General features: G+C 69.2%; 12 protein-coding genes. 2 read left to right on the top strand and 10 right to left on the bottom strand.

The window, feature by feature from the left end; genetic code table 11:
• Positions 1-9 precede the first annotated feature (9 nt).
• A complete protein-coding gene (gene glmS / locus AB0L97_RS18655) occupies positions 10-1893 on the bottom strand; it encodes a glutamine--fructose-6-phosphate transaminase (isomerizing) (RefSeq protein WP_356964722.1) in 1884 nt (627 codons plus the stop codon).
• Between the two features lie 36 nt (positions 1894-1929).
• On the opposite strand from glmS, the gene AB0L97_RS18650 reads away from it, so the two are divergent.
• Positions 1930-2787: a hypothetical protein gene (locus tag AB0L97_RS18650; protein ID WP_355076274.1), complete on the top strand. Its 858-nt coding sequence runs from the start codon at positions 1930-1932 to the stop codon at positions 2785-2787.
• A 27-nt stretch (positions 2788-2814) separates the two neighbouring features.
• Here AB0L97_RS18650 and AB0L97_RS18645 read toward each other — a convergent pair whose 3' ends face one another.
• The 5 genes from AB0L97_RS18645 to AB0L97_RS18625 all read right to left on the bottom strand — a co-directional run bounded on the left by AB0L97_RS18645 (position 2815) and on the right by AB0L97_RS18625 (position 6109).
• Positions 2815-3165, bottom strand: coding sequence for a hypothetical protein (locus AB0L97_RS18645; protein WP_355076272.1), 351 nt, complete (start codon positions 3163-3165; stop codon positions 2815-2817).
• A gap of 47 nt (positions 3166-3212) precedes the next feature.
• A complete protein-coding gene (locus tag AB0L97_RS18640; protein WP_364430953.1) occupies positions 3213-5012 on the bottom strand; it encodes a hypothetical protein in 1800 nt (599 codons plus the stop codon).
• Positions 5013-5070: 58 nt separating this feature from the next.
• Positions 5071-5382, bottom strand: coding sequence for a hypothetical protein (locus AB0L97_RS18635; protein WP_355076269.1), 312 nt, complete (start codon positions 5380-5382; stop codon positions 5071-5073).
• A 128-nt stretch (positions 5383-5510) separates the two neighbouring features.
• A complete protein-coding gene (locus AB0L97_RS18630; protein WP_364430950.1) occupies positions 5511-5819 on the bottom strand; it encodes a DUF6802 family protein in 309 nt (102 codons plus the stop codon).
• 98 nt (positions 5820-5917) lie between these two features.
• The gene (locus tag AB0L97_RS18625) at positions 5918-6109 is read right to left on the bottom strand and encodes a PspC domain-containing protein (RefSeq protein WP_039795694.1); all 192 of its coding nucleotides are present in this window, start codon (positions 6107-6109) and stop codon (positions 5918-5920) included.
• A gap of 147 nt (positions 6110-6256) precedes the next feature.
• On the opposite strand from AB0L97_RS18625, the gene AB0L97_RS18620 reads away from it, so the two are divergent.
• Entirely contained in the window at positions 6257-7912 is a 1656-nt protein-coding gene (locus AB0L97_RS18620; RefSeq protein ID WP_364430945.1) for an ABC-F family ATP-binding cassette domain-containing protein, read from the top strand.
• A gap of 28 nt (positions 7913-7940) precedes the next feature.
• Here AB0L97_RS18620 and glmM read toward each other — a convergent pair whose 3' ends face one another.
• From glmM to AB0L97_RS18600, 4 genes are all read right to left on the bottom strand, one after another.
• Complete coding sequence (gene glmM, locus AB0L97_RS18615) at positions 7941-9317, bottom strand: phosphoglucosamine mutase (RefSeq protein WP_364430942.1); 1377 nt, start codon at positions 9315-9317, stop codon at positions 7941-7943.
• 216 nt (positions 9318-9533) lie between these two features.
• Entirely contained in the window at positions 9534-10043 is a 510-nt protein-coding gene (rpsI, locus tag AB0L97_RS18610) for a 30S ribosomal protein S9 (RefSeq protein WP_195080437.1), read from the bottom strand.
• Positions 10040-10483 (bottom strand): 50S ribosomal protein L13, encoded by a 444-nt coding sequence (gene rplM / locus AB0L97_RS18605; protein ID WP_067803768.1) that lies wholly within the window; start codon positions 10481-10483, stop codon positions 10040-10042. Before rplM ends, rpsI begins: the two co-directional genes overlap by 4 nt.
• A gap of 174 nt (positions 10484-10657) precedes the next feature.
• Entirely contained in the window at positions 10658-12289 is a 1632-nt protein-coding gene (locus tag AB0L97_RS18600; RefSeq protein ID WP_364430938.1) for a hypothetical protein, read from the bottom strand.
• Positions 12290-12306 lie beyond the last annotated feature (17 nt).

The raw sequence follows: 12306 nt of genomic DNA, 5'->3' as shown, positions 1-12306 counted from the left end.
GCCGCCGAACTATTCCACGGTGACGGATTTGGCCAGGTTGCGCGGCTTGTCGACGTCGTAGCCGCGCGCCTGCGCCACCTCGGCGGCGAAGATCTGCAACGGGACCGTCGACAACAGCGGCTGGAACAGCGTCGGTGCGCTCGGGATCTCGATGAGGTCGTCGGCGAACGGACGCACCGTGTCGTCGCCCTCCTCCGCGATCACGATGGTGCGCGCGCCGCGAGCCTGGATCTCCCGGATGTTGCTCAGCAGCTTCGAGTGCAACACCGCGCGGCCCTTCGGCGAGGGCATCACCACGATCACCGGCAGGCCGTCCTCGATCAGGGCGATCGGACCATGCTTGAGCTCACCTGCCGCGAACCCCTCGGCGTGCATGTAGGCCAGTTCCTTGAGCTTGAGCGCGCCCTCCAAGGCCACCGGGTAACCGACGTGCCTGCCCAGGAACAACACGGTCGGCACCTGCGCCAGCTCCCGCGCGATGGCCCGCACCTGCGGCGCGGTCTCGAGCACGCGCTCCACCAGCTTCGGCATCGCCTCGAGTTCGGTGAATTCGCGGGCCACCTCGTCCGGGTACTTGGTGCCGCGCGCCTGCGCCAAGGCGAGCCCGACCAGGTAATTCGCCGTCACCTGCGCCAGGAACGCCTTGGTGGAGGCGACGCCGATCTCCGGCCCGGCCCTGGTGTAGAGCACCGCGTCGGACTCGCGAGGGATCTGCGCGCCGTTGGTGTTGCAGATCGCGAGGACGCGCGCCTTCTGTTCCTTCGCGTGCCGCACCGCCTCCAGCGTGTCGGCGGTCTCGCCGGACTGGGAGATCGCCACCACCAGCGTGGAGCGGTCCAGCACCGGATCGCGGTAGCGGAACTCGCTGGCCAGCTCCACCTCGACGGGCAGCCGCGTCCAGTGCTCGATGGCGTACTTCGCCAGCAGGCCGGAGTGATAGGCGCTGCCGCACGCCACGACGAAAACCTTGTCGAAATCGCGCAGTTCCTGGTCGGCGAGGCGCTGCTCGTCCAGCACGATCCGGCCCGCGCCGTCGTGGTCGGTGCTGAAATGCCCCATCAAGGTGTCCGCGACCGCGGCGGGCTGCTCCTCGATCTCCTTGAGCATGAAGTAGTCGTGGCCGCCCTTCTCGGCGGCGGCCAGGTCCCAGTCGATCGTGAACGGGCGGGTGCGCGAGCTCGCGTCCTCGCCGGCGAAGTCGGTGACCCGGTAGCTGTCCAGGGTGATCACCACGGCTTGGTCCTGACCGAGCTCGACCGCCTCGCGGGTGTGCTCGATGAACGCCGTGACATCCGAGGCGATGAACATCTCGCCCTTGCCCACGCCCACCACCAGCGGGGTGGAGCGGCGCGCCGCCACGATCGTGTCCGGATGGTCGGCATGCGTGAAGACCAGCGTGAACGCGCCCTCCAGACGGCGCAGGACGGACAGCGCGCTGGCCGCGAAGTCGCCTGCGGTCGGGCCATGGGCGTACGCGCGGGCCACCAGGTGCACCGCGACCTCGGTGTCGGTGTCGCTGTTCAGCTCGACCCCGGCGTCCTCCAGTTCGCGGCGCAGCGGGGCGAAGTTCTCGATGATGCCGTTGTGTACGACGGCGACCTTGCCGGTGTGGTCCCGATGCGGGTGTGCGTTGCGGTCGGTCGGCGCGCCGTGCGTGGCCCAGCGGGTGTGCCCGATGCCCGTGGTGCCCACGAAGCGATCGATCCCGGTTTCGGCGAGCTGGGCCTCCAGGTTGGCCAGGCGGCCCGCCTTGCGTTCCACCGCCAGCGTGCCCGCGCCATCCAGGATCGCCACACCCGCGGAGTCGTATCCGCGATATTCCATGCGGCGCAACGCGTCAACGACGACGCCGAGCGCGTCTCGGTACCCGACGTACCCCACGATTCCGCACATGGCTCACCACACTACTTATCGGATAACGTTCACGTCGTGTCGGCGTCTGTGAAATCGCTATTGAGCACCCTGACCAGCCGGGGACCACACCGCGTGTTGCGTGGCAATCTGGCCATCGCCGGCCAGCCGGGGGTGGTGTTCACGCCCGAGACCGGGCGGAACCTACCTGCCGTCGCCTTCGGACATGGCTGGTTGACCGGGGCGAACCACTACCGCACGCTGCTCGAACACCTCGCTTCCTGGGGAATAGTGGCCGCCGCGCCCGACACCGAGCGCGGACCGATTCCGTCACATCTGGGGTTGGCCGCCGATTTGCTCACCACGCTCGACATCTGCACCGGTGTGCGGCTCGGGGACGGCGAGATCAGCGTGCATCCGGAGCGCCTGGCTCTGGCCGGGCACGGCATGGGAGCGGGCGCCGCGGTCATCGCCGCAGGCCGCCGCGACGTCGCCACGGTCGCGGCGTTGTTCCCCGCGCCGACGGCGCCAGCCGCCGAAGCCGTCGCCCCGGAGCTGGACGTTCCGGCGTTGATCCTGGCCGGCGCGACCGACATCACCTCGGTCAGCTCGAACGCCATCCCACTGGCCACCGCCTGGGGCGGCCCGGCGACCTTGCGCGCCATCGACAAGGCCTCGCACAACGGCATCATCGAGGGGCGGCGCGTCCTCGCCGCCGTGGGTGCGGGCAAGCACGAATCGAAGACCTCCCGCACCACGCGCGCCCTGCTGGCCGGTTACCTGCTCGCCACGCTGGCGGGCGACAAGACCTATCGCGCCTTCACTGATCCCGACGAGGTCATCCCGCACACCACCGTCGTCGACCCCGCGGCGCCGCAGGAGAAGGAGCCGCCGAAGCTGAAGGTCGGCCAGCTCGCCGCGCTGCTGCGGCGGTAGCCGACCGACCGCCCCGCGGAGCGTCGGTCAGATCAGCCAGCTCTTGCGTTGGTAGAACTTGGCCTCCTCGTCCTCTTCATCGACCGGCGTCACCGTGTGATTGGCCCGGCGGGCGGCCATCGACCGTGCGATGGCCGCGCGCTGCTCTTGTGCTTCCTCTTGCAGTCGCTGCCGCTCCTCCGCCTCGGCGGCGGCCTTGTCCAGGTCGGCGGCGTGCGTCACCCAGAACTCGTCCATCTCGGCGGTCAGCCGGTCGGCGATTTCCCGGCCGGTCGCCGCGGTCTGCTCGTTGATCGCCTGGATCTCGTCGAGCAACAGCGACATGCGGCGCTGGTTCTCGGCGGCGAGTTGCCTCGCTTCCTCGGCGTAGTCGACCATGCTGCGCCTCCTCGCTCATGCGGTGTGCGGCCTCGTCCCGGACGGGCTCACAATGGACCCGCCTCGGCGAACCCCGCGTCCAGCGGCCCGGCTTCGGCGAGTTCCGCGCCACTGTCCACTGGAACGTCCGGTACCCGCTCGCCCTGCTCCGGCATCGGCTTCGGGTAGTGCTCGCCATCCTCTTCGCGCCGGGTGCGCGGCAAGGTTCCGCTCGGCAGCCCTGGCCGATCGTCCTCGGTGTCCGGTTCCGAACCTGGAGCAGGCGTTTTCTCTTCTTCCTGAGGTTCCGGTGCCGGAGACTCCTCGTTCCGAGACTCCGGCGTAAGAGGCTCAGGCGCCGGGGGCTGCGCGTTGTCGGTGTCCGGCTCGATCGTCGAGATGACCGGTATGCCGTGCTCGTTCAGCTCGACGGTGAACTCCTGCTCCGCACCGGTGGTATCGGAGAGGACGAGTTTCAACCGGCCGTCCGGCCCCATCTCGAACTGCACATGCTTACCTCCGATATCGAATTCCGCCTCAGCGCGCGGCTTTCGGTCCCGACCTTCGTCATCCCGGTCGTCGGCTTCGGCCTTCTGCGGATCGATGCTGTGCATGAACTTTTCGATCGCGTCGTCGACTCCGCTTTTGATGATTCCGCTCAACGCGGACACGCCCTGCTCCACCGCTTGACCGAGGCCGGTTGCCAGCGGCGCGAATTCCCGCGCCACTTGGCTGAGCGCGGCAAGTCCGTCCAGTGCGGGCATCCTGGGCGCGGGGGCGGTCGGGATACTCGGTGTGGTCGGAATACTCGGCGTGGACGGAATACTCGGCGTGGACGGAATACTCGGCGTGGACGGGTTGTCCGGCGTGGTCGGTGTGGTCGACGCGGGGACTGTGCTCGGTGTCGTGCTCGCCGGGACCGTGGCGGCGGGCAGGCCTGGCGGGCCGGGAGCACTGGTCACCTCGGGTTTGTCCTGGTCGACCAGTGTCCCCGGTTGTGGTTCCGACGGACCTTCCGGGCGCGGGTAGCCATGCTCGGCCACCTGCGTCAGCGCATCGGCCAGGTTCTTGTACTGGTCTTTGAACAGTCGATCGACCTCGGTACAGACGTCGATATAGGACGACAGTTTGCGGTCGAAGTCCGGCTTGAACGTCTTGGTCAGCCACTCACCGGTGACGCTGCGCACTCGGTCGCCGTACGCGCCGGTGAGCATGTTCTCGCTGTCGGAGTTGATGAAGCCGAGCACGCTTGTGTTGATCTTGTCCTCCGGCACGGCGAGTGCGGGGAAGATGCGGCCCAGCTCGCGGACTTGGTCGGCGTCGATCCATTCCCGCGCGTTGTGCACGTCGACGATGACCTTCACCTCCGCCGGGGTCTTACCGTCGATCTCGACGACCTTCCTGCCGCCCACCGGTCCCGCGAGCAACTCTCGGGTGGCGAACGCCTTCGCGGCCACCGCCGACCGCAGCGAACCCGCCATATCGGCGATCACGGTGACGGCGGTCTTGACGTGCTGCCGGTCCTCGTCGGCCAGGACCGACTGTTTGCCGAGCATGTCGAGCGCGGCGGCGGCCGCCGTACCCTGCCACAGGCCGGGCAGCCGACGGGTGTAGCCCTGCTGCGCGTCCCATTGCCGATCCACTTCCGACAGTGCGGCTTTCAGCGCCTCGCCCGTCTGCTCCAGTCTGTCCAACCGGGTGCCGCGCTGCTCGTCGTACATCGCCAGCAGCTTGCCGACGCCGACGCGTCTCTCGTTGTCGCCGAACGCCGCCTCGTACAGCGGCGTGAACTCGATCCAGTACTGCAACCCCGCGCTGCCCTCGTCCAAGAGGGTGTCGATCGCCTTGCCCTGCCAGGAAACCGTCATGATTCCGACTCCTCGAATGTCTGGCGTCGCCGGTGCGAGCACGGGTCATTCGGCGGTCTCATGTCTTGTTCGTCTCGGAAGCGCGCTGCTGGTCGGTTTCGGCGTAGGCCACCACGGCGGCCCCGAGCGCGTCGGCGGTCGCGGTGGTGGCCTCACTCCAGTTCCGCAGCCACGCACCGACCCGTTCGAGGCCCTGATGCACCGCGATCCCCTGCGGCGCGTAATTCCGGCCCGCCTCGTCACCGCTGCCGAACAGGTGATCGGCGACTCCCTTCGCCTGGTCGCGGACGACGTCCGCCGATCTGCGATAGTCGCTGCCGAGCGCACCGAGTTCCCCCGTCCGCACACCGACCATTTCCGACCCGCCCACGACTCCCCTCCGTCCTCGTAGTGTCGTTGCGCCGACGCGAATCGCGTTCGCGCCGAATGCCGCCCTACTTCCTTCGACGCAACACGCCGACACTCGGTTCCCTCGAATTTTCGCCCCCGCGGATTCGGTCAGCTTCCGATTCTGCCTCGGTCGGTGCGGACCCATTCGGAGGTGCCGTCGGGGTGGCGCTGGAATTCCCATGCGGCGTAGTCGCCGCCCTTCTCCACCACGGTGACGTGGTCGGCGAAGCCGTCGTGGTCGTAGTCGGTCCAGACCTGCATCGCGTCGGCACCCGTGGTGGTGACGGTGTCGAGCGAGCCGTCGCCGTCGATGCCCTGCGTCGGGTGGTGCAATTCGATCGCGCCCAGGCCGTCGAGCGACGAAGACGCGTCGATACCGGGTATATCCAGGCCTGGGAATTCGCTCGAGGTGATCATGACCCCTCCTCAGCAGGACTCGTACCGGTGGTGCGATGCCGCTCGAGCGGCATCGTTCCATCCTGTCACCCGCGCGGGCTCGACGCAGCCCCGCGAGTTCACTTCTTCGGCATCAACAGCCACAGCACCAAGTAGATGACGAACTGCGGGCCGGGCAGCAGGCACGACACCACGAACAGCAGACGGACGACGTTGGCGTTCCAGCCGAGATACTCGGCGATGCCACCGCAGACGCCTGCGATCCACTTGTCGTGGGTGGAGCGGGTGAAACGGCGGGTGGGGGCGGTCATTGGTCTTCCCTCTCGTGCGGTGATCGCTACGTCCTCCACTGTGCCCGTCGTCGCGGGCCCCGCCATCGGCCCGGCGGCCGATACCGACCCTGATTTCTCCCGGGGTCGACCTCAGGGTCCGACCCCGAGCACGGCAGACTCGTGCTGGTGAGCACCACTCTGCATGCCCGCGGCCTGTCGGCCGGTCACGGCGAGCGCACGCTGTTCGCCGACTTGGATCTGACCCTCGCGCCGGGCGACGTGATCGGACTGGTCGGTGTGAACGGCGCGGGCAAGTCGACGCTGCTGCGCATGCTCGCCGACCGGCACGCACCGACGGGCAGCATCACGCTCAGTCCCCCGGACGCGACAGTCGGTTATCTGGCCCAGGAGGCACAACGGGTCGAAGGCGAGACCGTCTTCGAATTCCTCGGTCGCCGAACGGGAGTCACCGAGGCGCAGCGAGTTATGGACGCCGCGGCCGAGCGCCTCGCCGACGGCGGGCCGGACGAGTACTCCCCCGCGCTGGAACGCTGGCTCGCCCTCGGTGGGGCCGATCTGGACCAGCGCGCCCACGAGGTCGCCGCGGATCTCGGCCTCGCGGACAGTCTGTCCAGCGGCCTGGATACACCCATGACCGGTTTGTCCGGCGGTCAGGCCGCGCGGGCCGGGCTGGCCTCGGTCCTGCTGTCCCGCTTCGACATCCTGCTGCTGGACGAGCCGACCAACGACCTGGACCTGGACGGCCTGAGCCGGCTGGAACAGTTCGTCGCCGGTGTGCGGGTCCCATTGATGGTGATCAGCCACGACCGGGAGTTCCTGGCGCGCACGGTGAACCGCGTCGTCGAGCTGGATCTCGCGCAGCAACAGGTCGGGTCGTACGACGGCGGCTACGAGTCGTACCTGATGGAGCGCGAGATCGCCCGGCAGCACGCGCGCGAGGCGTACGAGGACTACGCCGACACCAAGGCGGGCTTGGAGGCCCGCGCGCAGATGCAGCGCAACTGGCTCGAACACGGTGTCCGCACCGCCCGCCGCAAGGCGCGTGATCCCAGGAAGGTGGACTCGGACAAGGCGGGCCGCAAGATGCGGGCCGAGTCCACCGAGAAGCAGGCCGCCAAGGCCAGGCAGACGCAGCGCCGCATCGAACGGCTCGAGGTGGTGGAAGAACCCCGCAAAGAATGGGAACTGCGCATGAGCATCGCCGCGGCCCCGCGCAGCGGCTCGGTGGTGGCGACCCTGTCCCAGGCGGCCGTCACCCGTGGCGACTTCACGCTCGGCCCGATCACCACCCAGGTCGACTGGGCCGACCGCATCGTGCTGACCGGGGCGAACGGCTCCGGGAAGTCGACGCTGCTCGCCCTGTTGCTGGGACAGCTCCAGCCCGACACCGGGACGGCGAGCCTGGGCTCCGGCGTCGAGGTCGGCGAGGTCGACCAAGCGCGCGGGCTGTTCCGCGGGACCGCGGCCCTGGCCGCCACTTTCGGCGGCGAACTGCCGGACTGGCCGGAGGCCGAAGTGCGCACGCTACTGGCGAAATTCGGCCTGCGTGGCCCACACGTGCTGCGGCCGTGCGACACGCTGTCCCCCGGCGAACGCACCCGCGCCGCCCTCGCCCTGCTCCAAGCCCGGGGCGTGAACCTGCTCGTGCTCGACGAGCCGACCAATCACTTGGACCTCCCCGCCATCGAACAACTGGAGCAGGCCGTAGAGTCCTTCACCGGCACACTCCTGCTCGTCACTCACGACCGCCGCATGCTCGACACCGTCCGCGCGACCCGCCGCTGGCACATGAACGCGGGCGTACTCACCGAAACCCACTGACCCACGGCCGCGGCACGACCTCAACCCTCTATACCCCTGCGACCCGCTTCGCCAGATCGTCCGCCAGCTGACGCGCCTGCGCCGGGTCGGTGGCCTCCACCATCACCCGCACCAATTCCTCCGTGCCGCTGGGTCGAAGCAGCACGCGCCCGGAGTCGCCGAGTATCCGCTCCGCCTCCAGCACGGCTTCGCGGATCTCGGGTGCGCGCGCGACCACGGATTTGTCATTGACCGGCACGTTCACCAGAATCTGCGGCACGGTGCTCAGCACGCTCGCCAAGTCGGCCAGGCTGCGCCGGGACTGCGCCATCCGCGCCATCAAGCGCAGGCCGGTGAGAATGCCGTCGCCGGTGGTGCCGTGTCGCGGGAACACCACATGCCCCGACTGCTCGCCGCCCAGCGTGAAGCCGCCGCGCCGCAACTCCTCGAGCACATAACGGTCGCCGACGGCGGTGGTGCGCACGGTGATTCCGGCCGTCCGCATCGCGATGTGCAGGCCGAGGTTGCTCATCACGGTGGCGACCAAAGTGTCTTCGGCCAGCTCGCCCGCCTCGTGCATGGCGAGGGCCAGGATCGCGAGGATCGCGTCCCCGTCCACCACATTGCCGTAGGCGTCCACGGCCAGGCAGCGGTCGGCGTCGCCGTCGTGCGCGAGACCGAGATCGGCGCCGTGCTCCACCACCGCGGCCCGTACCTGCTCGAGATGGGTCGAGCCGCAGCCGTCGTTGATGTTCAGCCCGTCCGGCTCGGCGTTGATGGCGATCACCGTCGCACCGGCCTCACGGTAGGCGGCGGGTCCGACTTCCGCGGCGGCGCCGTGCGCGCAGTCGACCACGACGGTCAGCCCGGATAGGTCCTGGCCCGTCGCCTCCACCAGATGTTCCACATAGCGTTCGTGGGTGCCCGCGAGGCTGTATTGATCTGGGACGGCCAGCCCGTGATCGCGCGCGCCCGCCGCGCTGCGGACCCGGCCGATGCCCGCGCCGGTCGGCCGGAACTGCGTCTCCGCGGCCATGAGCGCCTCGATCCGGTCCTCGATCGCGTCGTCGAGTTTGTGCCCGCCCGCGGCGAAGATCTTGATCCCGTTGTCGGGCATCGGGTTGTGCGAGGCGGAGATCATCACGCCCAGACAGGCGTCGTACAAACCGGTGAGGTAGGCCACGGCCGGTGTCGGCAGCACCCCCACCGACAGCACGTCCACTCCCGCCGCGGTCAGCCCCGCGGTCACCGCGGCCTCGAGCATCTCCCCGCTGGCCCGCGGGTCGCGCCCGACCACCGCGAGCGCGCGCTTCTTGCCCCGGCTCAGGATCTGCGCGGCCGCGCCGGAAACGCGCAACGCCAGCTCCGGACTCAGTGACTCGTTGGCAAGCCCGCGGACTCCGTCGGTGCCGAACAACCGTCCCATACCTCGCCCCTCATTGGTGATCTGTGGCGTGGGCGCGCCGGCCCGGGAGGCACCGGCCCGTGCACCACGAAGGCCCCGCTAACGCCGCATCTTCATACAGCGCGAGAGCAGGCGACCAGCTGTTCGCTGGAGCCTGCTCTCGTACAGCTGCCGCGTCGACCGTACCGCGTCCGGCACCGAGAGGGTGCCGGATGCGGTGGGCCGACGTTGCCGAAATCAGCGCTTCGAGTACTGCGGCGCCTTGCGCGCCTTCTTCAGACCGTACTTCTTGCGCTCGGTGGCGCGCGGGTCACGGGTCAGGAAGCCGGCCCGCTTGAGCGCGGGACGATCCTCCGGGGTGACCTCGATCAGCGCACGGGCGATGGCCAGCCGCAGAGCGCCTGCCTGGCCGGACGGGCCGCCGCCGACCAGGCGGGCGTGCACGTCGAAGGACTCGGTGCGCTCGACGGTCACCAGCGGCGACTTGACCAGCTGCTGGTGCACCTTGTTCGGGAAGTAGTCCTCGATGGTGCGGCCGTTGAGCACGAAGTTGCCGGAGCCGGGCAGCAGGCGCACGCGCACGACGGCCTCCTTGCGGCGGCCGACCGTCTGCACCGGGCGGTCGATCACGATCGGAGCGTAGGACGCCGAGGCCTCGGAGTCCTCGTAGCCCGCACCGTCCTCGACAGCCTCGGCGGCGTCGAATTCCTCGACGTATTCCTCGTTGAATTCCTCGGGAGCGGTCACTGGGCCACCTGCTTGATCTCGAACGGAATGGGCTGCTGGGCGGCGTGCGGGTGCGTCGGGCCCGCGTACACCTTCAGCTTGCCCGCGATCGCGTTGCCGAGCTTGTTCTTCGGGATCATGCCCTTGACGGCCTTCTCCACGAGCCGATCGGGGCGGCTCTCCAACACCTGACCGACGGTCCGCGACTTGAGGCCGCCCGGGTGCCCGGAGTGGTGGTGGATCAGCTTGTCCTGCCGCTTGTTGCCGCTGATGGCGACCTTGTCGGCGTTGATGATGATGACGAAATCGCCACCATCGACGTTCGGGGCGTAGGTCGGCTTCGTCTTGCCACGCAGCAGATTCGCTGCCTGGACGGCGAGACGGCCGAGCACTACGTCAGTGGCGTCGATGACGTACCACTTACGGGTCACGTCACCCGCCTTGGGGCTGTACGTAGGCACAGTGCTTCCCTGTCTGTCGTCGGTGTTGCCAGCCGAGCGTGCGGTCGAGGTGTTCCCGGCGGCCGGTGGAGACCCGGGACTCGGTGGACATCCGGACGATCACCAGGAGTCGGCCGGACGTTCCACACGCCAGCGAGCAACGATACCAGTGGGGTATCGCGGGAAGAAATCGCGTCAGATCTCGATCGGCGGGCCCAGGTCGATGGCGCCCGGCGGGCCGGGGACCAGATAGCGCAGAGTATCGACATCGGGCCGTCCGCACTCGGCGGCCCGTTCCCGCGCTTCCCGCTGGTTGCCCCGTGCGGCGGTGACCCCTGGTTTGGGCTGGATGATCGCATCGGGCGCGGTCGGACAGCCGACCGGCTCGCCATCGACCCCTTCCTCCGCGACGACCGATGCCGTGTCGAGGACGACCGGCTGCGCGGTCAGCTCCACGCCATGATTCCCGGAGGGAAGCGCGACCACGGCCAGCGCCACCGCCCCGACGACGGTGTTGGCCCCGAACAAGTTGCCCTTCATCTTGTTCCACAGCTTGCCCTTGGGGTGCCGGTCCTCGTCGTCGGAGTCGGCGCCCGAGTCCTGCCATGGCCCCTGACGCTGCTGACCGGGGTACGACTCCGGCCCGCCCGGATAGGGCGGACGCGGGTCGAGGGGCGGCACCGGCCCACCGGGCGGACGACCGCCGTCTTGCTGCTCGTCCGGCGCGCTCGGCGGCCGGGTGAAGCGGCTACCCAGCTCGGCGAGATTCGGCGGCAGGCCCCGCGGCACTTCGTCGCGACCGATCCTGGTCGTCGCCTCTTCGGGTTGGGTCGGGTATCCCGGGCCGTACTGCACACCGGGCACCGGCCGCGCCGACCGCTGACCCGCGTCCGCCTGCTGCGGGGGGTACTGCGCGTCCACCGGGCGCTGCGGAGCGGGCGCGGGTTCGGTGTGCCTGCCCGCGGGCTCCGGCTCGTCCGCCTCCGGATCGCTCACCAGCAGGTGCGCCGCGCCGAGGACGAGGGCGTGCATCGGATGATCGGCCACGTGCAGGCGGTGTCCGAGATGGTTCTGGAAGGCCAGGCGCAACGCGTCGTTGAAGCGCACGTTGCCCGACAGCAGGACCGTCGAGGTGTCCGCGCCGATCGAACGGGCCGCCGCCATGACCTCGATCACGACGTCGTCCGCCGACCTGGCGTCACGCATGGCCTCCGCGTCCACCGGAACGTCGACCGACTCGGTGGGCTGCTCGTCGTCGCCGTGCACCGCGACCACCAGCATGCCGCGGCCGTCGGAGTACACACCCGTCGCGCCGACGCCGTTCGGCCTGGACCGGTCCGGCGGGTGCACCAGTCCGAGGGCGCGGACGTAGCCGGACAGCGCGACGCTCTCCGGCAGCGGTTCCACGACGACATCGAGCTGTTCCACCATCGAGGCGTAGACATCGATCTTCTCGTCCGGCCAGCTGTCCGGGTAGGGCAAGGCCACCAGATCCGGTTTGCCGCGCAAGTGCTTGCCGATCTCGGCGAGCGGGTTGTACAGGCGCGCGCGGAACACCAACTCCGCGGGCCATGTCGCGCCGGCGACCACGATCTGCGGATGCCCGAGGATGTCGCGCACGTCGGCGATCGCCATCCCGAGATCGGGTCTGTTGCGTTCCACGCCTGCCGTGTGCAACCGGCCCGACGAATCCGCCAGCAGATAGGCCGGCGGCGTCCACATGCCCTCCACCTGCACGGGGCGGATGGGAACGCCACCGCCACCGGCCGCCACGGACACCACATCCCAGCCGAGATGCACTGCCCCTACTCGCACCGTCACAGGCATAAGTGTGCCCGGTTCGC

Source organism: Nocardia sp. NPDC051911 (assembly GCF_040681035.1).
Lineage (GTDB): Bacteria > Actinomycetota > Actinomycetes > Mycobacteriales > Mycobacteriaceae > Nocardia > Nocardia sichangensis.
This window is presented reverse-complemented; position numbering and strand designations above follow the sequence as displayed.